The sequence below is a fragment of the Roseateles sp. genome (genome assembly GCF_052436255.1).
In the GTDB taxonomy this organism is placed as follows: Bacteria; Pseudomonadota; Gammaproteobacteria; order Burkholderiales; family Burkholderiaceae_C; genus Pelomonas.
Window position 1 is genome coordinate 1 of record NZ_JBQVNP010000072.1, and the last position, 25919, is coordinate 25919.

The window sequence follows — 25919 nt, forward strand, 5'->3', positions numbered from 1 at the left end:
ATGCAGGCGCGCACGTTGCAGCGCCGCGCGTGCGGTGGCGGCGGCAAGCGGAAGTTGCGCGGGGTCGCGGGCCAAAGCAGCGCGGCGCGCGCGCTCGGCCGCGTCGATGCGGTAGGGCAGGCGCTGCACGATGTCGGCATCGTCCTTCGGCACGAAGGGCTCCGCCGACACCGCCAGCGGCGCCACCAGTAGCAGCGCGAGCAGGCGCTTCACAGGGTCTGCGGTTCTTCGGTTTCGCTTGCCGATGCATCAAGCATCGGCAGCGTCAGCGCCTCCGAGGTCTCGTCGTCGGCCTTCAGCGCCTTGAGGTAGGCCACCAGCGCCATCGACGAGGCCACGGCGCTGTCGGGTACCGCAGTGACCGCCATGGGCGGCGCAGGCGGTGGCGCGACGACATGGGCGTCGTCATTGCCACCGCCGCAGGCGGCCAGCAGCAGGGCAGCGGTGCCCGTGGCGAGCAAGGCAGGCTTGCGGGTCAGCATGGCGGCCTCCTTCACTTGGTGCCCGGGATGGGCGTGTTGAGGTAGGGGAAGCCGGCTAGCAAGGGCACGACGGCCTGGTCCACCGCGTCGTGCAGCTTGAAGCTGGTGGCGCCGAGCGGCACGGCGCTCGGCTTGCAGGCAGCGCCGAGGCCGAGCTTGTCGGTGTCGCCATTGGCCACGCACAGGCCGCCCATCACGGCGACCAGCGAGATGTCGACGACGTCGTCCTTGGGCCGTCGACCATTCGGGTAGCCGGCGTTGTCGTTACCCGCAGCCAGGATGTTGCCAACGATGCCCAGCCGGTTCTGCTGAGCGAAGGGCACGGGCGCGATGGCCGTGTTCAAACGCAGCATCTCCGACGGCGTGACGGTGGCCAGTTGGTTCACGCCCTTGATGCCGGTCAGGAAGGTGGTGACCAAGTCAGTGCGTGGGAAGTTGGTCGGCGCGGTGTTGGGCAGGTTCAGCGCGATCTCCAGCAACGCAGGCAGGGTCGGGTTGGTCACGTAGTCGGCGAACTGCCCGTCGTCCATGGGCTTGGCGCTGTTGAACTGGTCCTTGTCCTTCAGGCCGATGACGACTTCGTTGACCAACGGCATGCCCAGGCGCGAGACCTGCACCCAGGCGCCGCCGGCCTTCTCGGCGGCCTGGTGCCCGGAAGCCGGCTTGGGGTTGAGCAGGCGGCCCTGGCGCAGGCTGGCGCTGGTCCAGCCGCCGATGACGTCGCTGCCGGCGGATTTCAGGCAGTCCTTGTGCACTTCCAGCGCCAGCGTCGTGACGTTCTTGTCGCCGATCGTATTGGGCACGGCGTTGATCAGCGCGGGGTCGGTGATGACCGACACGGGCGCGTTGACCAGGTCGAAGATGGTGCCGAGATTGACCGCGAACGGGTCCTGGCGCTGCCCGACGAAGACCTTGGCCGGCGTCGTGCAACCGGGGACCGTGACGGGGTAGACATGCTTGGCCGCATAGCCTGCATAGTCGGCGATCGTCTTCTTGCCGATGTTGTCGACCGGCTTGTCGAAGGTCGTCGCGCCGCCGGTGGCGTGGGTCACGGACTGGGCCGTGCCGCTGCGGCGGTCGCCACGCACGACGGTGACGGTGTAGCTCTCGTTGAGCTGCAGGTTGGCGTCCTTGACGTTGGCCACCGTGCCGCTCTGGATCAGCGGGATGCCGACCATCTTGCCGCCAATGTTCAAGGAAGTACCGGCACCGCTGTTGGACAAGGTGTTCTTGAACCGGAACTGGAAGCTGATGTCTTCCTTGGCGTCGCCGTTGTTGTCGACGTGGATCTCGTAGAGCGCGTTCGGGTCCAGCGAGAAGTAGTTGGGGCCGCCGTAGCCGTCCTGCAGTGGCAGGTAGTTGGCGATCAACGTGACCATGCCGTCACGGTTGGCCTCATAGCTGCGGAACATGTAGAAGTCCGTCGCGTCGACCTTGGGGACGGTCGTCAAGAAGGGCGCTTCGCGGTGGCTGGACGCATGCGCGCCGCTGGCCAGGCAGAGCAGCACCACGCCCAAGGCGCTGCAGGTGAGACGAGCTTTCATGGGAGGCATCCGGTGGCGATGCCAACACAGGCATCTGGGCAGTGTTACGGAGCCACTGGCGACCCGGATGCACGCCGGCGTGACGAATCGCCCACCACCCCCCCTAGCAACACAATGGCGGCCCTTGGAGGAGATTGCCGATGCCCCGTTCCCGTTCCGCCGCGCTGGTCGCGGTCCTGTGCTTGTCCGGCGTCACCAGCGCCTGGGCCGGCATCACCGGTTTCTATCGCCAACCCGCCATCCAGGGCGGGCAGATCTATCTCGTCGCCGAGGGCGACCTGTGGCGCGTCGGCCTGCAAGGCGGCGACGCGCAGCGGCTGACGACGCACAACGGGCTGGAAAGCCAGCCCGCCGTGTCGCCCGACGGCCAGTGGCTGGCCTTCACGGGCCAGTACGACGGCGGGACCGAGCTCTACCTGATGCCGGCCGCCGGCGGGGTGCCGAAACGGCTGACCTGGGAAGGCGGCGGGATGCGCGTCTGGGGCTTCAGCGCGGCCGGCGAGATCCTCTACACCGGCCTGGACGCGCGCCCCGGCAGCCAGCTGTTCGCCATCGACATGAAGACTGGCCAGCGCCGTTCCCTGCCGGTGGGCCAGGCCAGTGACGGCGCCTTGAGCGCCGACGGCAAGACGCTCTACTTCACCCGCAGCGGCCTGCGCAGCGACAACGCCCGCCAATACCGCGGCGGCGCCATCGCGCGGCTCTGGTCGCTGAACCTGGCTGACAAGACCGAGGCCCGGCCGCTGGTCGTCGAAGGCAGCAACGACCGCCGGCCCATGCCCTACCGTGAAGACGGCGCCGAGCGCATCGCCTTCCTGTCCGACCGCGACGGCACGGTCAACCTGTGGTCGGTCGACGCCCAGGGCGGCGGCCTGCGCCAGCACACGGCGCACAAGGGCTGGGACATTCGCCATGCCGCCGCCGATGGCAGCCGCGTCGTCTATGCACTGGGCGCCGACCTCTACGTCATCGACTTGGCCCAGCGCGATGCGGCGCGCAAGCTCGACATCGCCCTGGGTGGCGACTTCGACCAGTTGCGCGAGCGCTGGATCAAGAAGCCGCAGGACTTCCTCACCGACACGGCCTTCGCACCCAACGGCGAGCGCGTGTTGCTGGCGGCGCGGGGTCATCTCGCCACCCAGGGTGCGCAGCAGTTGCGCCGCGCCGAGCTGCCGCAGCCGGCGGACGGCCGCTGCCGCAAGGGGGAGTTCAGCGCCGACAACAAGCAGGTGTTCGCCTTCTGCGACTTCAGCGGCGAGATGGAGGTATGGCGCTTCGCGGCCAACGGCACCGGCCAGCCCGAGCGCATCACCCACGGCGCGCCCAACGCCACGGTCACACAGCGCCGCGAACTGCTGCCTTCACCCGACGGCCGCTGGCTGGCGCACAGCGACAAGGAAGGGCGCATCTGGCTGACGGACCTGAAGGCGCCAACCCCGGCCAACACCCGCGAGATCGCCCGCGGCGTCCTCGCCGAGCCCCGGCTGCATGGCTGGAGCCCCGATAGCCAGGCGCTGGCCTGGACGGTGCCGCTGCGCCACCCCGACCGCCACCAGCTCCAGCTCTACAACATCGCGCATGGCAGCGTTCACACGCTGACCACCGACCGCTACGACAGCGGCAGTGCGGCTTTCAGCCCCGACGGACAGTGGCTCTATTTCGCGTCCAGCCGCAACTTCGCCACCACGGGCAATCCCAGCCCCTGGGGCGACCGCAACACCGGGCCCTTTTTTGGCTTCCGCAGCAAGCTCTATGCGCTGGCCCTGCAGCCGGGCCTGCGCTCGCCATTCGCACCGAAGGACGAGCTGGAATCGGCCAGCGAGAAAAAAGCCGACGAGCAACGCGCCGAGGACAAGAAGGCCACCGACAAGCACCCGACTGAGCGCAAGCCCGACAAGGACAAGTCGGAGGACAAGAAGCCCGAGCCCAAGGCCAAGCCGACCATCCAGTTCGAGGGCCTGGCCGCGCGCCTGCACGAGTTGCCTGTGCCCGCAGGCAACTACCGCGCGTTGCGCGTCGACGGCAAGCGGCTGTGGTTCCTGGACCAGGACCTGGACCGCAAGACCCAGCTCAAGTCCATCGCCATCGACAACCAGGGCGGCCCGCCCGACATCCTGGCCAGCGACGTGCGCGACTACGAGCTGAGCGCGGACTGCAAGAAGCTGATGGTCGTGCGCAACCAGGCCGCGGGCGCCGCGCCCGAGGTGCTCATCGTCGAGGCCGCGCCCAAGCTGCCGGCCGACCTGAGCAAGCTGCAGGTGCGCTGGACCGACTGGCAGATCGCCACCCAGCCCAGGGCCGAGTGGAAGCAGATGTTCGCCGACGCCTGGCGCATGCATCGCGACCACTTCTACGACAGCGCCATGCACGGTGTCGACTGGCAGGCCGTGCGGGCCAAGTACGAGCCGCTGGTGGCGCGCCTGACCGACCGCTTCGAGCTGGCCGAACTGATGGCGCAGATGGTGGGCGAGCTGGGCGCGCTGCACAGCCAGGTCGCGCCCGGCGACATCCGCCCCGCGCCCGAGGAGCCGGGTCTTGCCGGCCTGGGTGCGCGCTTCTCCCGCGCAGCCGAGGGCTGGCGCATCGATGCCATCTACGCGGCCGACCCCGAGCTGCCGGCCGAGGCTTCGCCGCTGGCCGCACCCGGCGTCGGCCTCAAGGTGGGCGACATCATCACGACCGTGAACGGCCGCCCGACGGCCGCGGCACCGCACCTGCTGGAGCTGCTGCGCGGCCAGGCTGGCCGGCAGGTGCTGATCGAGGCCAGGCAGGCTGGACGCACCGTACAGCGCATCGTCACGCCGGTGGCGCAGACGCGCGAGAACCAGCTGCGCTACAACGACTGGCGCTTCAGCCGCGCCCGCGCCGTTGAAGCCGCCGGCCAGGGGCGCATCGGCTATGTGCATCTGCGGGCCATGGGCGCTGCCGACATCGCCGACTTCGTGCGCGAGTTCTATGCCGCCACCGACCGCGAAGGCCTCATCATCGACGTGCGCTACAACAATGGCGGCAACATCGACAGCTGGATCCTGGAGAAGCTGCTGCGCCGCGCCTGGGCCTTCTGGCAACCGCGCTCACCCGCCGGCACCGGCGTTTACGCCAACATGCAGAACGTCTACCGCGGCCACACGGTCGTGCTCATGAACGAGGACACCTACAGCGACGGCGAGACCTTTGCCGAAGGCTTCAAGCGCCTCAAGCTCGGCCCCGTCATCGGCCGGCGCAGTTCGGGCGCCGGCGTGTGGCTGTCGGACGGCAACCGCCTCATCGACAACGGCATCATGCGTGCCGCCGAGTCGGGCCAGGTGGACGCTGAAGGCCGCTTCCTCATCGAGGGCATCGGCGTGACGCCCGACATCGAGGTCGACAACCTGCCCCGCGCCACCGCGATGGGCCAGGACGCACAACTGGAGGCGGCACTGGCCGAGCTGCAACGGCGCATCGCCGAACAGCCGGTGCAGCCGGTCAAGCCCGGGCCCTATCTGCGCCCCGTGAAGCCCTGATCAGGCCAGCGTGACGCGGGCGAACTTGCGTTTGCCCACCTGCAGCACGTACTCGCCCGCGTCCAGTTTCAAACCCTTGTCGGCGACGACATCGCCGGCCATGCGCACGCCGCCCTGGTCGATCATGCGCAGGCCTTCGCTGGTCGACGCGACCAGGCCGGCGGCCTTCAGCAGCGGCGCGATGCCGAGCGGCGCGCCGGTGAGCTGCACGGCCGGAATCTCATCCGGAATGCCGCCACGGGCGCGGTTGTTGAAGTCCTGCTCAGCCGCCTCCGCCGCCTGAGCGCTGTGGAAACGCGCGGTGATCTCCTTGGCCAGCATGACCTTGGCGTCTTTCGGGTTGCGACCGCCTTCCACCTCGGCCCTCAGCGTCGCGATCTCGCCGAGCGACTTGAACGACAGCAGCTCGAACCACTTCCACATCTGCACGTCGCTGATCGACAGGATCTTGGCGAACATGGTGTTGGCCGGCTCGGTGATGCCGATGTAGTTGTTCTTGGACTTGGACATCTTCTCGACGCCGTCCAGGCCCTCCAGCAGCGGCATCGTCAGGATGCACTGCGGCTCCTGGCCATATTCCTGCTGCAAGTGGCGGCCCATCAGCAGGTTGAACTTCTGGTCCGTGCCGCCCAGTTCCAGGTCGCTCTTCAGCGCCACCGAGTCATAGCCCTGCATCAGCGGGTAGAGGAACTCGTGCACGGAGATCGGCGTCTGGGCGGCGAAGCGCTTGGTGAAGTCGTCGCGCTCCATCATGCGGGCCACCGTGTACTTCGCCGCCAGCTGGATCAGCCCGGCCGCGCCGAGCGGCTCGCTCCACTCGGAGTTGTAGCGGATCTCGGTGCGCGCCGGGTCCAGCACCAGCTTGGCCTGGGCGTAGTAGGTCTCGGCGTTGGCCTGGATCTGCGCCGTCGTCAGCGGTGGGCGCGTCGCGTTTCGACCGGAAGGGTCGCCGATCAGCGACGTGAAGTCGCCGATCAGGAAGATCACCTGGTGGCCCAGGTCCTGCAGCTGGCGCATCTTGTTGAGCACGACGGTGTGGCCCACGTGGATATCCGGGGCCGTCGGGTCCAGCCCCAGCTTGATGCGCAAGGGCACGCCGGTGGCGGCCGAACGCGCCAGCTTCTTGACCCACTCGGCTTCGGGCAGCAGTTCGTCCACGCCGCGGCGGGTGATGGCCAGGGCCTGCTGGACGGCATCGGTGACAGGAAATTCGGCGGCGTCGGGCATGGGGCGCGTCGCCAGACCGGTAAAAGGTCGGGCGAAATTGTTAAGTTGTTGATCTATCGGGTTTAACCGGCCTGTCGAGTAGGACAACGCCGTTAGAATTCACCCTTCGAACCGGGGGTGTTGCTTCAACACAACCGAGTGGATTTTAGGGCCGCATCACGGTGCAGCCCTTTCGCGTGGAACCGGCCTGGCCGGGATTGCCCCAGCGACAACCCCGGGATGCCGAGCGTGACCGCAATCCAGAAACGCCTTCAGCAACTTCAAACCGCAATCAAGACCGTCGACGGCTTTGCCGCCAGGCATCCCCGCGCCCTGACCGCCACCGTTGTCAGCGCCCTCAGCTGTTTCGCCGTCACGGCCTTCGGTATTGCCCCGCTGGCGCCCGACGCGGCCGAATTGCCCCGGCGCACGCTGGTGGAGACGGTGGCTACGCCCAGCATCGAGGCCCAGCTGGAGGAATTGGCCGCCCACAGCATCGGGCTGGCGCGCGCCGAAGCCACGCGCTCCGGCGACACCCCCGACAGTCTGCTGCGCCGCGCTGGCGCCTTCGACCCGGCCGCCGCCGCCTTTTTGCGCGCCGATCCGCTGGCGCGCCGCATCTTCCAGGGCCGTGCCGGCAAGATGGTCCACCTGACGGCGAATGCCTCGGGCCAGGTGCAGAAGATCGTTGCCCGCTTCCCCGCCGAGAAGAGTGAGCTGCAGGCAAGTCATTTCACCCGACTGACCGTCGCCCGCGACGGCGGCCGCTTCGTCGCCCACACCGAGACGGTGCCGTTGCAGGCCCAGATCGCCCTCGGGAGCGGCAGCATCCGCACCTCGCTGTTTGCTGCCACCGACGAGGCCAAGATCCCCGATGCCATCGCCTCGCAGATGGCCGACATGTTCTCGGGCGACATCGACTTCCACCGCGAATTGCGCAAGGGCGACCGCTTCAGCATCGTCTATGAAACGCTGACGGCTGACGGCGAGCCCATCCAGTGGGATGGCGGCACCGGCCGCCTGCTGGCCGGCGAGTTCACCAACAACGGTCGCACCTATTCGGCGGTGTATTTCAAGGACAGCGCCTCCGGCAAGGCCAGCTTCTACGGCTTTGACGGCCAGAGCAAGCGCCGCGCCTTCCTGGCCAGCCCGATGGAGTTCTCGCGCATCACGTCGGGCTTCGCGATGCGTTTCCACCCCATCATGAAAACCTGGCGCCAGCACAACGGCGTCGACTACGGCGCGCCGACCGGCACGGCCGTGCGCTCGGTGGGCGACGGCACCGTCGAGATGGCTGGCTGGCAGAACGGCTTCGGCAATGTCGTGCATGTGCGTCATGCCGGTGACCGGACGACCGTCTACGCCCATCTGAGCAAGATCGACGTCAAGAAGGGCCAGCGCATCGAACAGGGCCAGCGCATCGGCGCCGTCGGCGCCACCGGCTGGGCCACCGGCCCGCATCTGCATTTCGAGTTCCGCGTTGGCGGCCGCCACATGGACCCGCGCGCCATCGCCCGGGCTTCCGAGGCGGTCACGCTGCCCGGCTACGCCAAGGCGCAGTTCCTGCAGACCGTCGCCAGCGTGAAGACGCAACTGGCCGTGGCGGAAACCCTGGACGGCGTCTCCGCCGCCGAATAGGGCCGGTGAGCGCGCTCTACATCGGGTTGATGTCGGGCACCTCGCTCGACGGCATCGATGGCGTGCTGTTCGACGCCGGGGCGCTGGCCGTCACAGGCCATGTGCATTTACCACTTGCACCGGCGCTGCGCGATGAACTGCTGGCGCTGAACACGCCCGGCGACAACGAACTGCACCGCGCGGCACTCGCCGCCAATGCCGTCGCACGCGGCTATGCCAATACCGTCTCGCAGCTGCTCGAGGCGACCGGCACGCGGCGCGATCAGGTCGCGGCCATCGGCGCCCACGGCCAGACGGTTCGCCACCGGCCCGACGGCTTTGACGGCTACACGACCCAGTTGCTCAACGGCGCGCTGCTCGCCGAGCAGGCCGGCATCGACGTGATCTGCGACCTGCGCAGCCGTGATGTGGCGGCCGGCGGCCAGGGCGCGCCGCTGGTGCCAGCCTTCCACCGGGCGGTGTTCGGCCTGGAAGGCGAGGATGCGGCCGTGCTCAACCTGGGTGGCATCAGCAACCTGAGCCTGCTGTTCGCCGATGGGGACACCGGGGGTTTCGATTGCGGGCCGGCCAACTGCCTGATGGACGGCTGGATCGCCCGCCACCTCGGCCGCGCCTACGACGCCGATGGCGCCTGGGCCGCCACAGGTCGCGTGTCGCCGGCACTGCTGGCAACGCTGCTGGCCGACCCCTTCTTCGCGCAGCGCCCGCCCAAGAGTACAGGTCGCGATCTGTTCCATCTCGGCTGGCTGCAGGCCCGGCTGATGCCCGGCCTTGCGCCGGAGAACGTGCAGGCGACGCTGCTGGAGCTCAGCGCGCGCTGCGTGGCCGACGCGCTGCGGGCGCAGATGCCGGGCGCCAAATCTCTGGTCGTCTGCGGCGGCGGCGCCCACAACGGGCGGCTGATGCAGCGCCTGTCCGACCTGCTGCCAGGCGTCAGCGTCGACGCCAGCGCTGCGCGCGGCCTGCCGGTCGATCAGGTAGAAGCGGCCGCCTTCGCCTGGCTGGCGATGTGCTTCAAAACAAAACGGCCGGGCAATCTGCCGGCCGTAACGGGAGCCGCGGGCTTGCGGCTGCTCGGGGCGCTCTACCCCGCCTAGTCTTTCTCAGACCGAGAAGCTGGATCCGCAACCACAGGTCGTCGTCGCGTTCGGGTTCTTGATGACGAACTGGGCGCCTTGCAGGTCTTCCTTGTAGTCGATCTCGGCGCCCATCAGGTACTGCAGGCTCATCGAGTCGATCAGCAGGGTCACGCCGTTCTTGTTCATCTGCGTGTCGTCCTCATTCACGGCCTCGTCGAAGGTGAAACCGTACTGGAAACCGGAGCAGCCGCCGCCTTGCACGAAGACGCGCAGCTTCAGCTCCGGGTTGCCTTCTTCGGCCACCAGGTCGCGCACCTTGTCGGCGGCGCTGTCGGTGAACACGAGGGGCACGGGCAAATCGTTGACGGCGGTGACGGGGGTATCAAGCACGGCGCTCATGGCGAGGCTCCTGTGAATCTGTCCAGAGACGAATATGCGGATTGTCCGCGCAAAAACAAAAGGCCGCGTTACGGCGGCCTTTTGTCGAGTCGAGCAGCAATTAACGCTTGCTGAACTGCTTCCTGCGACGGGCGCCGTGCAGACCGACCTTCTTACGCTCGACTTCACGCGCGTCACGCGTGACGAAGCCGGCGCGGCTCAGTTCGGGCTTCAGGGTGGCGTCGTAGTCAATCAGCGCGCGGGTGATGCCCAGACGCAGCGCGCCGGCTTGGCCGGACTCGCCACCGCCGTGCACGTTCACCTTGATGTCAAAGGCTTCGCCATTGTTCGTCAGCAGCAGGGGCTGCTTGGCGATCATGATCGAGGTCTGACGACCAAAGTAAGTGTCAATGGCCTTGCCGTTGACGATGATCTGGCCCGTGCCCTTCTTCATGAAGACGCGAGCGACCGACGACTTGCGACGGCCCGTACCGTAATTCCAGTTTCCGATCATGGCCGTTCCTTAGATCTCGAGAGCCTTGGGCTGCTGGGCGGTGTGCGGGTGCGTCGGGCCTGCGTAGACCTTCAGCTTCTTGACCATGGCGTAGCCGAGCGGGCCCTTGGGCAGCATGCCCTTGACGGCCTTTTCCAGCGCGCGGCCGGGATGCTTGGCTTGCATGTCCTTGAACTTGGTGGCGTAGATGCCGCCGGGGAAGCCGCTGTGACGGTAGTACACCTTGTCGGTGGCCTTGTTGCCCGTGACACGGAGCTTTTCGGCGTTGACGATGACGATGAAATCACCGGTGTCCACGTGAGGCGTGTAAATGGCCTTGTGCTTGCCGCGCAAACGGAGTGCCACTTCGCTGGCAACACGTCCGAGCACCTTGTCGGTGGCGTCAATCACAAACCACTCGTGCGTCACCTCGGCCGGCTTGGCGCTGAAGGTCTTCATGAGTTGCTTTCGCTGCGCCGGCCTCCAAATACTGAAGCCGGCAATGTATGGCTGAACTTGACCGGCTTCGGTGCTGTGTCTGATGCACAGCCTCTCGGCGCAGCCGCCCACGCATTGATGCATGGCTCTTTTCTGCAGCCTTTGACAGAAAAGCCCGCGAGTGTAGCAGCACCAACCATGGTTTGAAAGGCGCCGACACGTTACGCTTGCCAGACCGCATACGGCCCAGCCATGCCTACCAGACCTGCAGCCCCCGCCCACCCGCCCGTCGAACTGACGGCGGACTGGGATCGCGAGCTGTCGGTCTTCGGCCCCGACCCGAGTGCACCCGCTGCGGCGCCCGTCGAGACGGCCAGTCCTCTGGCCAGCGCCCGGGCAGCGCTGGAGCGGTTGTCGACCTGGGTGCCCATCCGATCGCTGGCCCGGCGGCACCGCCGCCGCATCATCGACCACCTGCTGGCGCTGGAGGCGCCGGATCGCTATCTGCGCTTCGGCTACCCGGCGTCTGACGAACAGATCCGCAAATACGCGCTCAGCATCGATTTCGGCCGCGACGAAGTACTCGGCATCTTCAACCGCCGCCTGCAGCTCATTGCGATGGCTCACCTGGCCTTCGCTCAGCCGGTGGAAGGGGAGCCAGGTCGCACGATGGCTGAATTTGGCGTGTCCGTGCTGCCGCGGTCGCGCGGCCGGGGGCTGGGCCGGCGCCTCTTCGATGCTGCCGCCCTGCATGCGCGCAACCGCGGCATCGACACCCTCTTCATCCATGCACTGAGCGAGAACCGACCCATGCTGCGCATCGCAACGGCCGCCGGCGCCAGCGTCGAACGCGACGGTAGTGAATCGGCAGCCTGGTTGCGCTTGCCGCCGAACACCGTCGGTTCTCAGGTTGAACAGGCGCTGAACCGCCATCTCGGTGAACTGGATTTCCAGATCAAACGTCAGGCGCAGACGCTGAGCGATTTCGTCGACAGCGTGGCCGAAGTCAAAGCGCATTTCGAATCTCCGGGACGGGCCGCAAAGGAATAAATGGCGCCATCAATGCGCTTCGCGGCGCCTGAGGCCCCCCCTCAGGCCGGGGGAATCGGGACTAGCGAGTAATGGCTTTTAGGGACGTTGAGCTACATTGCCCGTCCATTGCGCCGCGAAAAAACATGTCGGCGTCCCCGTCGAATCCCCGAGGGATATGCCGTACGCCATCTATTGGATCGCCGCCCTGGCTATCTGCGTCCTGGGTCTGGCCATCGGCCTGATCTGGGCCTTGCGGCGGCCGGCGTACGCCAGCAAGGGCCTGCCTGCGGAGTGGTCACTCACGGCCAGGCCGGTGTTCACGACGGACGAGCGGCGCGTCTTCCGTCTGCTGCGTGAGGCTTTGCCCCATCACGTCGTGCTGTCAAAGCTGCCGCTGGTGCGCTTTTGCCAGCCGACCGAGGCCAAGGAAGTGCGCTACTGGTTCGACCTGCTCGGCGCCTCGCATGTGACCTTTGCCGTGTGCAGCCCGAATGGTCGCGTGCTGGCGGCCATCGACCTGGAAGGCGAGCGCGGTGTCACGCCACGCATGCTGCAAATCAAGCACGCCGTGCTGTCGGCCTGCCGCGTGCGCTATCTGCGTTGCGCGATGGATCAGTTGCCAAGCGTCGCCGAGTTGCAATTGCTCGTGCCGCAGGGCAGCAACCCGCGCGGCCCGCTGCCGGCACCGGCCCCGACGCCTGGCCTGCAGCGCCGCCGTGGCAGCGCCACGGAGGAAGAGTTCGGCAGCGACTGGGGCCAGTTCTCCCAGCCCCTGCCCCTGTGGCAGGACGCCGGCGTTTTCGGGGGCAGCGGGGCTGACAGCTTCGGCGAGCGCCACCCGCGCATGCCGGCCCAGCCGGCGCCGCCGTCGCCCCAGCGCCGCCTGTCCTCGCGCAGCATGGACACGTCACGCTACAACCCGCGCAGCCTGCCCGTGCTCGATGACGCGGACGACGACGCCATGCTCGACGACATCGTCGGCGTGGTCGTGGACGCGCCGCGTTATGCAACCCAGCGCCCACGCCGGGGCTGAACCATCCCGGCGACACTCGCCGGATGCATCAAGCGACCCCTGACCTCAGCTTCGGCGACCTGACGCCGGAGTTCATGCTCGACGCCCTGGACGCCGCCGGCCTGCGCGCCGATGGCCGGCTGCTGCAGCTCAACTCCTTCGAGAACCGCGTGCTGATGCTGCATCTGGAGGACGCTCACTTCGGCAGTTCGGCGGCCGTCGCCAAGTTCTACCGCCCAAGGCGCTGGAGCGATGCGCAGATCCTGGAAGAACATGTCTTCGCCGCGGAGCTGGCCGCCGCCGAAGTGCCGGTGGCCGCGCCATGGACGCTGGAAGGCGGCTCCACCCTCTTTCACTACCAGGGCCAGCGCCTGGCCGTTACACCGCGCCAGGGCGGGCGGGGGCCGGAGCTGGAGGACCCTGAGGTGCTGCGCTGGATAGGCCGGCTGCTGGCGCGCCTGCACGGCGTCGGCCGGCTGCGGCCCTTTGTCGAGCGCCAGGCCTGGGCCAGCGCCGCACCTGCGCAGACCGCGCGCGACTGGCTCATCGACCACGAGGCCATCCCGGCCGAGATCGCCCCGCAATGGGACACCGAGGCGCGCCGCTGCATCGACGCCATCCAGGCCGCCTTCGACAGCCTCCCCGACCTGCAGCTCACGCGCCTGCACGGCGACTGCCACCCCGGCAACATCCTGTGGACGCCCGACCGCGGGCCGCACTTCGTCGACCTCGATGACGCCGTCACCGGCCCGGTCGTGCAGGACCTATGGATGTTGCTGCCAGGCTCAACGGATGAGCCCGACGCCGCGCGGCGATTGCTCAACGCCGTGCTCGACGGCTACGAGCAAATCGCCGAGTTCGACGACCGCGAGCTGCGCCTCATCGAGCCGCTGCGCACCATGCGCATGATCCACCACAGCGCCTGGCTGGCCCGCCGCTGGGGCGACCCGGCCTTCCCGCTGGCCTTCCCGTGGTTCGGCACGCCCAACTACTGGCTGGACCAGGTCGCCAAGCTCGGGGAGCAATCGGAGGCCATGAAACCCAAGGAGGCGCCGCCAAGCCTCGCGCGCGACGAAGAGGCGGCGGATTTCGACGGCGACGGATTTTCCTAACGCCAGGCCGCAGGCGTCTCGTTGGTATGCACCGTCACGTCGGCGCGCGTGCCATCCAGCGGGCGGATCTCCAGGCTGAGGCCGAACTGCAGGCAGGGGTTCTCGGCAGCAATCGCCGCAGCCTGCTCCAGAGTTTCAGCCACCACGAACCAGTAGCCGCCGACCCACTCCTTGGTTTCGGCAAAGGGGCCGTCGGTGACCAGCCCCCCGGTGACGATGCGGCCGCTGGGTTCGAGGCGGCTGCCCGGCTTCAGCCGGCCCTGGGCCAGGCCCTGCTCGTACCAGACATAGAAAGCGTCGATGGCGCCCTGCACGGCCTGCGGGCTCGCGTCGTCATCCCATTGGCCGCGGGATAGCACCAGATAGTCGTTCATCGGCATGAGGGATCTCCTGCAAGGCGTCGCAGTTCCGTGGGAAAGGCTGCGGATGCTAGCGCCGTGATCCGGTCGATTGCCAAAATATACTGGATATGCATACAGTATTGTGATCTCATTCAGACTCGATTTCCTTCTCCTTCTTGTCTGTCTGGCCATGCTTTCCCCCACTGTCAGCCCACCTCCGGGAGGGCGTCCGCTGTCCGAGATCCCCTCCGTCACGCTGCCGTTTGATGCCCAATTGCAAGGCCGCCTGTGGCGCGGCAGCAGTCTGGGTACTGCGACTGACCCGACCTTGCCCAGCGGCTTTGCAGCCCTGGATGCCGAACTGCCCGGCAGCGGCTGGCCGACAAGAGCGGCCGTGGAACTGCTGACGCCGCTGCCCGGCGTGCTGGAATGGCGCCTGCTGGCGCCGGGCTTGCAAGCCTGGTGGGGGAGCCAGGCCCCGCTGGCAACCCAGCACCCCGGCCGGCGCCTGCGCAAGGCCGCGCCGCTGGCAGCGGTACGCCATCTGCTGCTCGTCAACCCGCCCCACGCGCCGCATCTGCCGGGATTGCAAGCGCTGGGCCTGCCGCCATCGGCGCTGATCTGGGTGGCCACGCAGACCCCGGCCGAGGCGCTCTGGGCCGCAGAGCAGGCCATCAAATCTCGCGTGGCCCTGATGGCCTGGCTGCCCGAAGCGCGGCCGGAACAGATCCGGCGCCTGCAGGTCAGTGCGCTGAGTTCGGATGCGCCCATCTTCCTGATGCGGCCGGAGCGCGCGGGCCAGCAGTCCTCTGCCGCGCCGCTGCGCCTGATCGTCAAGCCCGGCGAGGATTGGGATTTGCAGGTGCATCTGCTCAAGCGTCGCGGCCCCGCCCACGAGGGCTGGCTGACGCTGCCGGCTGTGCCTGGCGCGGTCGAACCGCTGCTGACGGCCGCCAAGCGCAAGCCCCTGCCCTTGCCCACCCCCGAGCCGTCACCGACGCCAGTCAGCCCTCCGACGGAGCGCCCCCATGCGCTGGCTCGCCCTGTGCAGCACGCCTGATGCGCCGGCGGGCGATGTCGACGCGCTGAGCTGGCTGGCGCTGAGCTTCACGCCACGCGTGGCGCGGCTGGAGGAAGCCGTCGTGGCCGAGGTGTCGGCCAGCCTGCGCCTGTTCGGCGGCGCACGCGCCTTGCGCCAGAAGCTGCAGGCCGAGGCAGCGCTGACCGGCCTGGCCCCGGGCCCCATGGCCTGGGCGCCGACCGCGCTGGCGGCGCTGGCGCTGGCGCGTTGTGCGCTTGCGGCGCAGCAAGGCAGGCAAGCCCAGGGCTTCAACGAACGGCTGGACGCCTTGCCGCTGTCTGCGCTGAGCGCTGCCCAGGCTCACCACGCCATGCTGGCACGCCTGGGCTGCACATGCCTGGGCCACCTGCGTCGGCTGCCGCGCTCGGCGCTGGCCAGGCGCTTTGGCTCAGACCTGCTGACGGCGCTGGACCAGGCCTATGGCGACCAGCCCGAAGTGCACCGCTGGCTGACCCTGCCCGAGCGCTTCGACCTGCGGCTGGAGCTGCCCTATCGCGTCGAGCACGCGCCCGTGCTGCTGCACTTCGCCGAGCCGCTGCTGCGCCAGCTCTGCGCCTTCCTGGCCGCGCGCCATGCCGGCGTGCGCGCATTGCGCCTAGGCTGGCAGCACGACGCGATGCGGGCGCGTGACGTGGGCCGCAGCGGCGAGCTGAGCATCGCCACCGCCGACACGACGCGTGACATGCGCCGCCTGACGCGCCTGCTGGGCGAGCATCTGGCCCGCACGACGCTGGCCGCACCGGCGGGCGAGATCAGCCTCAGCGCCGACACCGTGCTGCCGCTGGAGGAAGCCAGCAGCAGTCTGCTGCCCGGGCCAAGCGATCCGCAGGAGCGTACGACGACCAACGCGCTGCTGGAGCGCTTGTCGGTGCGCCTGGGTGCCAGCCATGTGCGCGAAGGCCGGCTGCGGGAAGACCACCGCCTGGCCGAGATGCAACGCTGGCTGGCCTGGCCCGCCCCGCCTGCCCCGGCCGTGCGCCCTCCACCCGGGCCACAGCCCACCTGGCTGGTGGAGCCGCCGCAGGCGCTGCGCTGCAATGCCCAGGAACAACCGGTGTACGCCGGCCCGCTGGCACGCGTCAGCGGCCCACACCGCATCGAGACGGGCTGGTGGGAAGGCCGCCACCGGCTGCAGACGCGCGACTACTACGTCTACCGCAGCGCGGCACGCGGGCTGCTGTGGGTCTATCACGAACGGTTTCCCGACGCCGCCGCCTCAACGTCGGGGTGGTTTCTGCATGGGGTGTTTGCATGAGCCCGCCCCTGTCGGATCGCGACGGACGACTGGCGATGCTGCGCCAACAAGGGATCGCGTCGGACGCCGAGTTGCGCCGCGCTGCCGACGGGTTGCGCACGGAACCCCGCCGTTCCGCCGCCCAGGTGGCGCGTTATGCCGAGCTGCACTGTCTTTCCGCCTTCAGCTTCCTGCGCGGCGCATCCGAACCGGCGGAGCTGGTGGAGCGCGCGGTCGAACTGGGCTACGAGGCGCTGGCCCTTACCGATGAATGCTCGCTGGCCGGTGTCGTGCGGGCGCACAAGCAGCTGCGCGAGATGCGCGAGGCGGCGCACCATGCGTTGAAGGAGGCTGCGAAGCAAGCTGGCGAGCCGGGCGAGGCCATCGAGCCACCGGCACTGATGAAGCTGCTGATCGGCAGCGAGTTCCTCGTCCGCGACGACGCCGGCACGCCGCGCTTCAAGCTGGTGCTGATCGCGCAGAACCTCAATGGCTACGGCAACCTCAGCCAGTTCATCACGCAGCTGCGTCGGGCCAGCCCGGTCAAGGGCGAATACACGCTGCACTGGCGGCAGATCGCTGCCGAGCCGCTGGCCGACTGCCTGGCGCTGCTGGTGCTGCCGCGCGAGGCCAGCGACGCCGAACTGGCCGCGCCGGCGCATTGGCTGCTGCAGCATTTCATGGGACGCGCCTGGTTGGCCGTCGAGCTGCTCCGCGAAGCCAGCGATGCACTGTGGCTGCAGCGGCTGCAGGCGCTGTCCGAGCAGACAGCCCTCCCTCTGGTCGCGGCCGGCGACGTGCACTTCCATGTGCGCTCGCGCAAGGCGTTGCAGGACGTCATGACCGCTACGCGGCTGGGCCGTACGGTGGCGGCGTGCGGTTTCGACCTGCAACCCAATGCCGAGCGGCACCTGCGCAGCCGGCAGCGCATCGCGCAGATCTGCCCCGCCGAGCTGATGGCGGAGACCCTGCACGTTGCCGCGCGCTGCACCTTCAGCCTCAACGAGATCCGCTACCAATACCCGAGCGAAGTGGTGCCCGCCGGCGTGACGGCTGCACGGCATCTGCGCAACCTCACCTATGCCGGTGCGGCCAAGCGTTGGCCCGACGGGATTCCGGCGCAATGGCAGCGCCGCATCGAGCACGAGCTGGACCTGATCGAGGACCTGAAGTACGAGCATTACTTCCTGACCGTTGCCGAGATCGTCGAGTTCGCACGCGGCATCAAGATCCTCTGCCAGGGCCGCGGCTCGGCCGCCAACAGCGTCGTCTGCTATTGCCTGCATGTCACATCCGTGGACCCAACCCGCAGCACGCTGCTGTTCGAGCGCTTCATCAGCCGCGAGCGCAACGAACCACCAGACATCGATGTCGACTTCGAGCATGAGCGCCGTGAGGAAGTCATCCAGCACCTCTATGACAAATACGGCCGCGATCGCGCCGCGTTGACGGCCGTCGTCATCTGCTACCGGCCCAAGAGCGCGATCCGCGACGTCGGCAAGGCGCTGGGCTTCAGCGAGGAACAACTCGAAGTGATGAGCAGCGACCACAGCGGCTGGTCCACCCAGGTCCTGCCAGAGGAACACCGCACGGCGCTGCTGCACAAGCTTGGCCTGCCTGATGACGACCCGCGCCTGCAGCAGCTCATCACACTGGGCCGCCAGCTCAACGGCCTGCCGCGCCACCTCAGCCAGCACGTCGGCGGCTTCGTGCTGACCGAAGGGCCACTGGAGCGCATCGTGCCCATCGAGAACGCCACGATGGAAAAGCGCAGCGTCATCGAATGGGACAAGGACGACATCGACGAGCTGAAGTTGATGAAGGTCGATGTGCTGGCCCTGGGCATGCTGAGTGCCATCCGGCGCTGCTTCGACCTCGTCAACCCGATGCGCGGCACGTCCATCGACCTCACCATCCCCGACGACGACCCCGCCACCTACGACATGATCTGCAAGGCAGACACCGTGGGCGTGTTCCAGATCGAAAGCCGGGCACAAATGTCCATGCTGCCGCGCTTGCAGCCCCGCAAGTACTACGACCTGGTGGTCGAAGTCGCCATCGTGAGGCCGGGTCCGATCGAAGGTGGCATGGTGCATCCCTACCTGAAGAACCGGCTGCTGCCCAAGGACCAGATCAAGTATCCCAAGGACGAATTGAAAGATGCGCTCGACCGCACCTGCGGCGTGCCCATCTTCCAGGAGCAGGTCATGCAGATCGCGATGATCGCGGCCGGCTTTTCCGCCGGCGAGGCCGATGAGCTGCGCCGTGCGATGGCTGCCTGGAAACGCCCCGGCGTGCTCGACAAGTACTACGACAAGGTCGTCAGCGGCATGCGCAAGAACGGCTACGAAGACGCCTTCGCGGAAAGCATCTTTCGGCAGATCAAGGGCTTTTCCAGCTACGGCTTTCCGGAGAGCCACGCCGCCAGCTTCGCGCTGCTCACCTACGTCAGCTCCTGGCTCAAATGCCACGAGCCCGCGGCCTTCCTGTGCGCGCTCCTGAATTCGCAGCCGCTGGGCTTCTACAGCCCCAGCCAGCTTGTGCAGGATGCGCGGCGGCACCAGGTCGAAGTGCGGTCCATCGACGTCAACCACAGCCACCACGACAGCACGCTCGAACCGCGCACCGGCGAGCATCATCCTGCGGTGCGCCTGGGCCTGCGCCTCGTCAGCGGGCTGGGCAAGGAGGCCGCCTTGCGCATCGAAGCTGCCCGCGCCGAAGGCCCCTTCAGCCACCCGCAGGATCTTGCCCATCGCGCCCGCCTGACCCAAGCCGACATGCAGCACCTCGCCGCCGCCGACGCGCTCACCAGCCTGGCCGGCCACCGCCGCCAGCAGGTCTGGCAGGCCTCGGCCCTGCACGCCATGCCGGCGCTGCTGCAGGGCAGCCTGCTGCCCGAAGACGACCTGGCCCTGCCCGCCGCCGCCGAAGGCGAAGAGGTGCTGTGGGACTACGCGTCCACCGGCCTCACCCTGCGCCGCCACCCGCTGGCTTTGCTGCGACCGCGCCTGGCCAAGCAAGGCCTGCTGAGCGCCCAGCAGCTCGACAGCGTCAAGAGCGGCCGCCGCGCCAAGGCCTGCGGCATCGTCACCGGCCGCCAGAAGCCGCAGACCGCCAAGGGCACCCTCTTCATCACGCTGGAAGACGAAACCGGCAACGTGCAGGTCATCGTCTGGCCCAAGGTCTACGAGGAACACCGCGGCACCATCCTGGGCGCGCGGCTGCTGGCGGTGGACGGCGTCTGGCAGCGCGGCGACGGGGATGTGCGGCACCTGCTGGCGCGTGGGTTCACCAATTTGAATCCGTGGCTGGGGAGGTTGCGGGCGGAGAGTCGGGATTTCCGCTGAACCTGGGCCGAGGCCCGCAAAGACGAAGGCCGCGCGTCTTGCGACTTCGCGGCCTTCCATTTGGTGCATCTTTCAGCTTGTTAGCGTCCAGAGCGCATTTCCCAGCGATCTAACGTTTGCATGCTAACGCCATGGCTCATCACCTCACTGCGGAGCAACCCTGATGCGGCCGAAGGCGGGACGCATTTCAATCCGCCTCCATATTGAAGAACGACTCCGGGGAGGAGCAAAGATGAAATACCGCCTGGCCTTAGACCTCGGCTCGACCTCGCTCGGCTGGGCGATGGTGCTGCTCAACGGCAAGGCAGAGCCTTGCGCCCTCGTCCGCGCCGGCGTGCGCATCTTCCCGGACGGGCGCAATCCGAAAGACGGCTCCTCGCTGGCCGTCACACGCCGCAATGCCCGCGCGATGCGCCGCCGCCGCGACCGGCTGCTCAAGCGCAAGGCGCGCATGCACCGACTGCTGGTCGGGCACGGATTCTTCCCTGCCGATGAAGCAGCCCGCAAGGCGCTGGAGACGCTCAACCCATATGAGCTGCGCGCCAAGGGGTTAGACGCGGCGCTCACGCCTGCCGAATTTGCCCGCGCCCTCTTCCACCTGAACCAACGTCGCGGCTTCAAGAGCAACCGCCGCACGGACAAGAAGGACAACGACAGCGGGGCGTTGAAGGCCGCCATCGGTAGCCTGCGGGCGCAGCTCGACCCGGCGGCCGGCGCGGACGGCAAGGCGCGGACGGTGGGCGAACTGCTGTGGCGGCGCATGAACAACCCGGACGTGCGCACCGTGCGCGCCCGCTACCGCGAGCAGCGCGTCACCAAGGACGACGGCAAGACGCGTGTCGACAAGAGCTACGACCTGTATGTGGACCGCAAGATGGTCGCGGACGAGTTCGATGCGCTGTGGGCCAAGCAGGCTGAACTCAACCCGCTCCAGTTCCACGAAGCAGCGGGCGCTGCGCTGAAGGACTGCCTGCTACACCAGCGCAACCTTCGTCCCGTCAAGCCCGGCCGCTGCACGCTGGAGCCCGACGAGCCGCGCGCGCCGCTGGCCCTGCCCAGCCAGCAGCGCTTTCGCATCCTGCAGGAGGTCAATCACCTGCGCCTGCTGGGCGGGCGGTTGCTGGAGGAGATGCTAAGCCTGGCGCAACGCGACAAGCTGGTGGCGGCGCTGGAGGACGGCAGCAAGTCCTTCAAGACGGCCATCCCCAAACTGCTGGGCCTGCCCGGCACGGTGCAGTTCAACCTGGCGGACGCCAAACGCACCGAGCTGAAGGGCAATGCCACCAGCATGCTGCTGGGCAAGAAGGACTTCTTCGGCCCCGCCTGGCATGGCTTTAATGAGGCGCGCCAGGACGAGATCGTCATGCGCATCGTGACCGAGGAAAGCGAAGCGCTGCTGGTGGACTGGCTGATCACATCCACCGGTGTGGACGAGGCTCACGCGCTGAAGATCTCCAATGCATCGCTACCCGAGGGCTATGGCTCGCTAAGCGCCAAGGCGTTGGCCAAGATCCTGCCGGCGATGCGCACCGAGGTCATCACCTACGACAAGGCCGTGCTGGCGGCGGGGTATGGCCACCACAGCCACATCAGCCATGCGGCGTCGACCGGCGAGATCCTGCCCGAGCTGCCCTACTACGGCGAGTACCTGCAGCGACATGTGGGCTTCGGCACCGGCGAACTGGACGACGCTCCGGAGAAGCGCTTTGGTCGTATTGCCAACCCGACGGTGCACATCGGACTCAACCAGGTGCGCGTGGTCGTCAATGCACTGGTCAAGCGCTATGGCCACCCCGCCGAGGTCATCGTGGAAGTGGCGCGCGACCTCAAGCAGAGCCAGGATCAGCGCCGCGAGACCCAGGAACAGCAGGCGAAGAACCAGAAGCGCAATGAGCGGCTGCGCAAGGACGCGGCGGCCATCCTGGGCATCGCCGAGGAGCGTGTGCGCTTAGCCGATATCCTGAAGCTGGTCCTGTGGGAGGAGTTGAGTTTCGACATCGCAGACCGGCGCTGCCCCTACAGCGGCGTGCAGTTGAGCGCGACCGAGGTGCTGAGCGAGCGGGTGGAGATCGAGCACATCCTGCCGTTCTCGATGACGCTGGACGACAGCCTCAACAACAAGACGGTGGCGCTGCGCCTGGTCAACCGCCTCAAGGGCAACCGCACGCCCTGGGATGCACGCGAGGCTTTTGCCGGACAGGGCTGGGACTACGACGGCATCCTGATGCGCGCCGAGCGCATGCCGCGCGCCAAGCGCCAGCGCTTCGCTCCGGATGGCTACGAGAAATGGCTGAAAGAGGACAAGGACTTCCTGGCCCGAGCGTTGAACGACACGCGCCACCTGAGCCGCGTGGCGCGCGAGTATCTGAGCCTGGTCTGCCCGGCAGGCACGCGTGTGATCCCGGGTCAGATGACGGCGATGCTGCGCGCCAAGTTTGGCCTCAACGACATCCTGGGACTGAATGGCGAGAAGAACCGAGACGACCACCGCCATCACGCGGTGGATGCCTGTGTGGTGGCCGTGACCGACCAGGGGCTGCTCCAGCGCTTTGCCCAGGCCAGTGCGGACGCGCGCGGCAAGGGGCTGGATCGGCTCGTCGAAACCATGCCCGACCCATGGCCCACTTACCGCGAGCATGTGCGGCGAGTGGTGAACGCGATCTGGGTCAGCCACAAGCCGGACCATGGCTTCGAGGGCGCAATGCATGAGGACACAACCTACCGCCCGCCGCACCTGGACCCAAAGAACATGTGGCGCACGCGTGGCATCGGCGGCAACAAGCCAAACGAGAAGGACGCCGACTCCAAGGCCATGGTCGGTTTCACCGGGCCGGAGCATCTACAGCGCCACCACCGCGACGATGCCGGCCAGCAGTTGCCCTACAAGGGCTATGTGGCCAGCCCCAAGTTCTGCATGGACATCGTGCGCAATGAAAAGGGCCGCTGGGAGGGCGAAGTGATATCGACCTTCGAGGTCTATCGCCTGGTCAGCAAGATTGGACGGGAAGCAGCCCTGGCGCGCATCCAGTCCAAGAGCCAGAGCATTTCCGGCAAGCCGCTGGTGATGCGATTGCAGGGCGGTGACTTAGTTCGCTTCGAGGACGAAGAGGGCCGGCTCTTAGTGGTGCGCGTTGTCAAGATGTTCGGCAGCGGTCAAGTCTTCTTTGCGCCGCACAACGAAGCCAATGTGGATGCACGCAACGCGGACAAACAGGATCCGTTCGCCTATTCGTCCAAGATGGCCGGGACCTTGCAGAAGGCGAGAGGTCGCCGCATCTCGATCTCACCAAGCGGCGAACTCCGCGACCCCGGCTTCAAGGAGTAGCCCCAATGATCGGCCGCATCGTCGAAGTGGCCGATGACCGGCGGCACCTATCCATGAACCGCGGCTTCATGGTGGTCAAGGACACGGAGTCGCACAAGGAACTGGGCCAGGTGCCGTTGGACGACATTGCTGCGGTGATCGCCAATGCCCAGGGACTGAGCTACACGAACAACCTGCTGGTGGCGCTGGCCGAGCGCGGCGCGCCCTTCGTGCTGTGCGCGGCGAACCACAACGCGGTGGGCATGCTGCTGCCTATTGAAGGAAACTTCGAGCAGTCCAAGCGCATAGAGGCGCAGATCGCCGCCAGCCTGCCCACGCACAAGCGCCTGTGGGCCGCCGTCGTGCGGTCCAAGCTGGAGCAGCAGGCGGCCGCGCTGGAGGCGGCGGGCTCACCCACAGCGCCTCTGACCGCACTCGCCGCCAAGGTCCGCAGCGGTGACCCCGACAACCTTGAAGCGCAGGGCGCGCGGCGGTACTGGGGCCTGCTGTTCGGCGACAGCTTCCGGCGCGACCAGCAAGGCGGCGGCGTCAACGGACTGTTGAACTACGGCTACACCGTCATGCGCGCCACGATGGCCCGCGCCATCATCGCGGCCGGCCTGCACCCCGGCATCGGCCTGCATCACAGCCACGACAACAACGCGATGCGGCTGGTCGACGACCTTATGGAGCCCTTCCGCCCCGTCATCGACCTCAAGGTCTGGCAGCTGCGCCGCAACGGCGAGGAACCGGTCACGCCCGAGTCCAAGCGCGCGCTGGTGCGCACGCTCTACGACGACATGCAGACCACCTCGGGCGCCACACCCGTGACGGTCTGCACGCAGCGGCTGGCCGTGTCGCTGGCCCAGGTCTATCTGGGCGAGCGCGACAAGCTCGACCTGCCGCTACCCGGGCTCCCGCTGTCGCTGGCGTCGGCCCTGCAGGACGACGAATGAGGCGGCCCGCATGCTCACGGGATACCGACTGATGTGGATGGTGGTGATGTTCGACCTGCCGGTCGTCGAGAAGGCCGAACGCCGCGCCGCCACCGAGTTTCGCAACGCGCTGCTGGATATGGGTTTCGAGATGAGCCAGTTCAGCGTCTACATGCGCTTTTGCACCAGCGGCACCCAGGTGGAGACCTACTGCAAGCGGGTCGAGCAGGCATTGCCAGTCGGTGGTCGCGTCAATATCCTGCAGTTCACCGACAAGCAGTACGAACGCATCCTCAGCTTCCAGGGCAAGGCCAAGCAGCCCGCCAAAAAAGCACCGGACCAATTCGACCTCTTCTGAGCATGAGCGCACTTTCAGCCCGCAAAAAACCGAATAACCCCTTGACGAATCAAGGGGTTACCGCCGGCCGAGTCTAGATCGCTGGGAAATGCGCTCTGGCCGGAACTAGCCCGGGCCGGCCCAGAAGACCGGAATGAGTCTAGATCGCTGGGAAATGCGCTCTGGCCGGAACTCAATGCGGCGTTTGGTGTGACCCCTTCGCAGTCTAGATCGCTGGGAAATGCGCTCTGGCCGGAACTTGACCGGGCTGTCGGCCGCAACGATAAAGAGTCTAGATCGCTGGGAAATGCGCTCTGGCCGGAACCTGCTCGCCGCACGCCTTCACAAAGCGAAGAGTCTAGATCGCTGGGAAATGCGCTCTGGCCGGAACAGAATCGAACCACGACCAACATGAGCCGCGAGTCTAGATCGCTGGGAAATGCGCTCTGGCCGGAACGTAGACGTGCCGCGAAGTCGGCTGGCCGTCAGTCTAGATCGCTGGGAAATGCGCTCTGGCCGGAACCGGGGCAAGCGATGAGTGGCGCACCCAACCAGTCTAGATCGCTGGGAAATGCGCTCTGGCCGGAACCCGCAGCACCTGGGCAAACACCGATGCCTGAGTCTAGATCGCTGGGAAATGCGCTCTGGCCGGAACGGGCCTACAAGCGCGGCCTGGCCAGCGCGGAGTCTAGATCGCTGGGAAATGCGCTCTGGCCGGAACTGCATGACCAAGGCCATCAGCATGCACGGCAGTCTAGATCGCTGGGAAATGCGCTCTGGCCGGAACTTAATCGGCGCAGGCTGCTCAGAATCAACGAGTCTAGATCGCTGGGAAATGCGCTCTGGCCGGAACCCTGGGTGCCGTCGATGGCATCTGGCTTCGAGTCTAGATCGCTGGGAAATGCGCTCTGGCCGGAACGACACCGGGCGGCCGACGATGGCCACACCGAGTCTAGATCGCTGGGAAATGCGCTCTGGCCGGAACCAAACTGTGCGGCTTATGGTTTACAGAGATAGTCTAGATCGCTGGGAAATGCGCTCTGGCCGGAACCTTTGGCCTGCTCCATCATTTCTTGGAAGAAGTCTAGATCGCTGGGAAATGCGCTCTGGCCGGAACCATGGCCGGACTGGGCGTCCTTGAGGGTGAAGTCTAGATCGCTGGGAAATGCGCTCTGGCCGGAACGCCTGGGATTCAGCAGCCAGGCGGTCTCGCAGTCTAGATCGCTGGGAAATGCGCTCTGGCCGGAACGTGACGAAGTCGCTCGCGCCCTTGCAGTGGAGTCTAGATGTCGTTTCCCAAGAGGTTGTTCACCCGAGGCCGTGGAAGATGAGGGTTCTCACACCAACCCATCGCCACACGGGGAACCCTCGGATGAACAGCCATAAGAATGCCTCATTGACGCCGCGAGGTCGCGCACATTTG

At 67.2% G+C, this 25919-nt stretch carries 20 protein-coding genes and 1 CRISPR repeat array; of the genes, 12 read left to right on the top strand and 8 right to left on the bottom strand.

What is annotated here, in order from left to right:
- From ACT6S0_RS16350 to ACT6S0_RS16360, 3 genes are all read right to left on the bottom strand, one after another.
- Nucleotides 1-213: hypothetical protein (locus ACT6S0_RS16350; protein WP_444764850.1), on the bottom strand; the 213-nt coding region annotated here is incomplete at its 3' end.
- The gene (locus ACT6S0_RS16355) at nt 210-482 is read right to left on the bottom strand and encodes a hypothetical protein (RefSeq protein WP_444764851.1); all 273 of its coding nucleotides are present in this window, start codon (nt 480-482) and stop codon (nt 210-212) included. The genes ACT6S0_RS16355 and ACT6S0_RS16350, both read right to left, overlap by 4 nt.
- An 11-nt stretch (nt 483-493) precedes the next feature.
- The gene (locus ACT6S0_RS16360) at nt 494-2026 is read right to left on the bottom strand and encodes a DUF4331 domain-containing protein (protein WP_444764852.1); all 1533 of its coding nucleotides are present in this window, start codon (nt 2024-2026) and stop codon (nt 494-496) included.
- Between the two features lie 140 nt (nt 2027-2166).
- Here ACT6S0_RS16360 and ACT6S0_RS16365 point away from each other — a divergent pair, with 140 nt between their 5' ends.
- Nucleotides 2167-5529 carry a S41 family peptidase gene (locus ACT6S0_RS16365; RefSeq protein WP_444764853.1) on the top strand — a complete coding sequence of 1121 codons (3363 nt, stop codon included), beginning with the start codon at nt 2167-2169 and terminating at the stop codon, nt 5527-5529.
- On the opposite strand, the gene tyrS is transcribed toward ACT6S0_RS16365, so the two are convergent.
- Nucleotides 5530-6756, bottom strand: a complete 1227-nt coding sequence (gene tyrS, locus ACT6S0_RS16370) for a tyrosine--tRNA ligase (RefSeq protein ID WP_444764854.1) — start codon at nt 6754-6756, stop codon at nt 5530-5532. It abuts the gene before it with no gap.
- A 228-nt stretch (nt 6757-6984) separates the two neighbouring features.
- Between tyrS and ACT6S0_RS16375 the strand changes: the two genes are divergently transcribed.
- Nucleotides 6985-8373 (top strand): peptidoglycan DD-metalloendopeptidase family protein, encoded by a 1389-nt coding sequence (locus ACT6S0_RS16375; RefSeq protein WP_444764855.1) that lies wholly within the window; start codon nt 6985-6987, stop codon nt 8371-8373.
- Nucleotides 8374-8378: 5 nt separating this feature from the next.
- Entirely contained in the window at nt 8379-9470 is a 1092-nt protein-coding gene (locus ACT6S0_RS16380) for an anhydro-N-acetylmuramic acid kinase (protein ID WP_444764856.1), read from the top strand.
- A gap of 6 nt (nt 9471-9476) precedes the next feature.
- Here the strand turns inward: ACT6S0_RS16380 and erpA are convergent, their stop codons facing one another.
- The 3 genes from erpA to rplM form a co-directional block, all read right to left on the bottom strand.
- Nucleotides 9477-9851 (bottom strand): iron-sulfur cluster insertion protein ErpA, encoded by a 375-nt coding sequence (gene erpA, locus ACT6S0_RS16385; RefSeq protein WP_444764857.1) that lies wholly within the window; start codon nt 9849-9851, stop codon nt 9477-9479.
- A gap of 100 nt (nt 9852-9951) precedes the next feature.
- Entirely contained in the window at nt 9952-10344 is a 393-nt protein-coding gene (gene rpsI, locus ACT6S0_RS16390) for a 30S ribosomal protein S9 (RefSeq protein WP_056262649.1), read from the bottom strand.
- Between the two features lie 9 nt (nt 10345-10353).
- Nucleotides 10354-10782: a 50S ribosomal protein L13 gene (gene rplM / locus ACT6S0_RS16395; RefSeq protein WP_056203159.1), complete on the bottom strand. Its 429-nt coding sequence runs from the start codon at nt 10780-10782 to the stop codon at nt 10354-10356.
- Between the two features lie 231 nt (nt 10783-11013).
- Between rplM and ACT6S0_RS16400 the strand changes: the two genes are divergently transcribed.
- The 3 genes from ACT6S0_RS16400 (at nt 11014) to ACT6S0_RS16410 (ending at nt 13917) form a co-directional block, all read left to right on the top strand.
- On the top strand, nt 11014-11811 hold the full coding sequence (locus ACT6S0_RS16400) for a GNAT family N-acetyltransferase (RefSeq protein WP_444764858.1): 798 nt from the start codon (nt 11014-11016) through the stop codon (nt 11809-11811).
- Nucleotides 11812-11968: 157 nt separating this feature from the next.
- Nucleotides 11969-12826 carry a DUF2726 domain-containing protein gene (locus ACT6S0_RS16405; protein WP_444764859.1) on the top strand — a complete coding sequence of 286 codons (858 nt, stop codon included), beginning with the start codon at nt 11969-11971 and terminating at the stop codon, nt 12824-12826.
- Between the two features lie 23 nt (nt 12827-12849).
- Nucleotides 12850-13917, top strand: a complete 1068-nt coding sequence (locus ACT6S0_RS16410) for a serine/threonine protein kinase (protein WP_444764860.1) — start codon at nt 12850-12852, stop codon at nt 13915-13917.
- On the opposite strand, the gene ACT6S0_RS16415 is transcribed toward ACT6S0_RS16410, so the two are convergent.
- Nucleotides 13914-14297 carry a YciI family protein gene (locus ACT6S0_RS16415; RefSeq protein ID WP_444764861.1) on the bottom strand — a complete coding sequence of 128 codons (384 nt, stop codon included), beginning with the start codon at nt 14295-14297 and terminating at the stop codon, nt 13914-13916. The genes ACT6S0_RS16410 and ACT6S0_RS16415 overlap by 4 nt on opposite strands.
- A 151-nt stretch (nt 14298-14448) precedes the next feature.
- Here ACT6S0_RS16415 and ACT6S0_RS16420 point away from each other — a divergent pair, with 151 nt between their 5' ends.
- The 6 genes from ACT6S0_RS16420 (at nt 14449) to cas2 (ending at nt 24517) form a co-directional block, all read left to right on the top strand.
- Nucleotides 14449-15318: a translesion DNA synthesis-associated protein ImuA gene (locus ACT6S0_RS16420; protein ID WP_444764862.1), complete on the top strand. Its 870-nt coding sequence runs from the start codon at nt 14449-14451 to the stop codon at nt 15316-15318.
- On the top strand, nt 15287-16594 hold the full coding sequence (locus tag ACT6S0_RS16425) for a Y-family DNA polymerase (RefSeq protein WP_444764863.1): 1308 nt from the start codon (nt 15287-15289) through the stop codon (nt 16592-16594). Before ACT6S0_RS16420 ends, ACT6S0_RS16425 begins: the two co-directional genes overlap by 32 nt.
- Complete coding sequence (locus tag ACT6S0_RS16430; protein WP_444764864.1) at nt 16591-19920, top strand: error-prone DNA polymerase; 3330 nt, start codon at nt 16591-16593, stop codon at nt 19918-19920. The genes ACT6S0_RS16425 and ACT6S0_RS16430 overlap by 4 nt, the downstream gene beginning before the upstream one ends.
- A gap of 232 nt (nt 19921-20152) precedes the next feature.
- The gene (cas9, locus tag ACT6S0_RS16435; RefSeq protein WP_444764865.1) at nt 20153-23245 is read left to right on the top strand and encodes a type II CRISPR RNA-guided endonuclease Cas9; all 3093 of its coding nucleotides are present in this window, start codon (nt 20153-20155) and stop codon (nt 23243-23245) included.
- 5 nt (nt 23246-23250) lie between these two features.
- A complete protein-coding gene (gene cas1, locus ACT6S0_RS16440) occupies nt 23251-24180 on the top strand; it encodes a type II CRISPR-associated endonuclease Cas1 (RefSeq protein WP_444764866.1) in 930 nt (309 codons plus the stop codon).
- 10 nt (nt 24181-24190) lie between these two features.
- Nucleotides 24191-24517: a CRISPR-associated endonuclease Cas2 gene (gene cas2, locus ACT6S0_RS16445; RefSeq protein WP_444764867.1), complete on the top strand. Its 327-nt coding sequence runs from the start codon at nt 24191-24193 to the stop codon at nt 24515-24517.
- 70 nt (nt 24518-24587) lie between these two features.
- Nucleotides 24588-25745: a CRISPR direct-repeat array (repeat unit 36 nt; unit sequence AGTCTAGATCGCTGGGAAATGCGCTCTGGCCGGAAC).
- Nucleotides 25746-25919 lie beyond the last annotated feature (174 nt).

Bases quoted from the DNA above. Each gene is read 5' to 3' on its own strand.
- ACT6S0_RS16355 (WP_444764851.1), bottom strand. From the start codon at position 482: ATGCTGACCCGCAAGCCTGCCTTGCTCGCCACGGGCACCGCTGCCCTG.
- ACT6S0_RS16360 (WP_444764852.1), bottom strand. From the start codon at position 2,026: ATGAAAGCTCGTCTCACCTGCAGCGCCTTGGGCGTGGTGCTGCTCTGC.
- ACT6S0_RS16365 (WP_444764853.1), top strand. From the start codon at position 2,167: ATGCCCCGTTCCCGTTCCGCCGCGCTGGTCGCGGTCCTGTGCTTGTCC.
- tyrS (WP_444764854.1), bottom strand. From the start codon at position 6,756: ATGCCCGACGCCGCCGAATTTCCTGTCACCGATGCCGTCCAGCAGGCC.
- erpA (WP_444764857.1), bottom strand. From the start codon at position 9,851: ATGAGCGCCGTGCTTGATACCCCCGTCACCGCCGTCAACGATTTGCCC.
- rpsI (WP_056262649.1), bottom strand. From the start codon at position 10,344: ATGATCGGAAACTGGAATTACGGTACGGGCCGTCGCAAGTCGTCGGTC.
- rplM (WP_056203159.1), bottom strand. From the start codon at position 10,782: ATGAAGACCTTCAGCGCCAAGCCGGCCGAGGTGACGCACGAGTGGTTT.
- ACT6S0_RS16400 (WP_444764858.1), top strand. From the start codon at position 11,014: ATGCCTACCAGACCTGCAGCCCCCGCCCACCCGCCCGTCGAACTGACG.
- ACT6S0_RS16405 (WP_444764859.1), top strand. From the start codon at position 11,969: ATGCCGTACGCCATCTATTGGATCGCCGCCCTGGCTATCTGCGTCCTG.
- ACT6S0_RS16410 (WP_444764860.1), top strand. From the start codon at position 12,850: ATGCATCAAGCGACCCCTGACCTCAGCTTCGGCGACCTGACGCCGGAG.
- ACT6S0_RS16415 (WP_444764861.1), bottom strand. From the start codon at position 14,297: ATGCCGATGAACGACTATCTGGTGCTATCCCGCGGCCAATGGGATGAC.
- ACT6S0_RS16420 (WP_444764862.1), top strand. From the start codon at position 14,449: ATGCTTTCCCCCACTGTCAGCCCACCTCCGGGAGGGCGTCCGCTGTCC.
- ACT6S0_RS16425 (WP_444764863.1), top strand. From the start codon at position 15,287: ATGCGCTGGCTCGCCCTGTGCAGCACGCCTGATGCGCCGGCGGGCGAT.
- ACT6S0_RS16430 (WP_444764864.1), top strand. From the start codon at position 16,591: ATGAGCCCGCCCCTGTCGGATCGCGACGGACGACTGGCGATGCTGCGC.
- cas9 (WP_444764865.1), top strand. From the start codon at position 20,153: ATGAAATACCGCCTGGCCTTAGACCTCGGCTCGACCTCGCTCGGCTGG.
- cas1 (WP_444764866.1), top strand. From the start codon at position 23,251: ATGATCGGCCGCATCGTCGAAGTGGCCGATGACCGGCGGCACCTATCC.
- cas2 (WP_444764867.1), top strand. From the start codon at position 24,191: ATGCTCACGGGATACCGACTGATGTGGATGGTGGTGATGTTCGACCTG.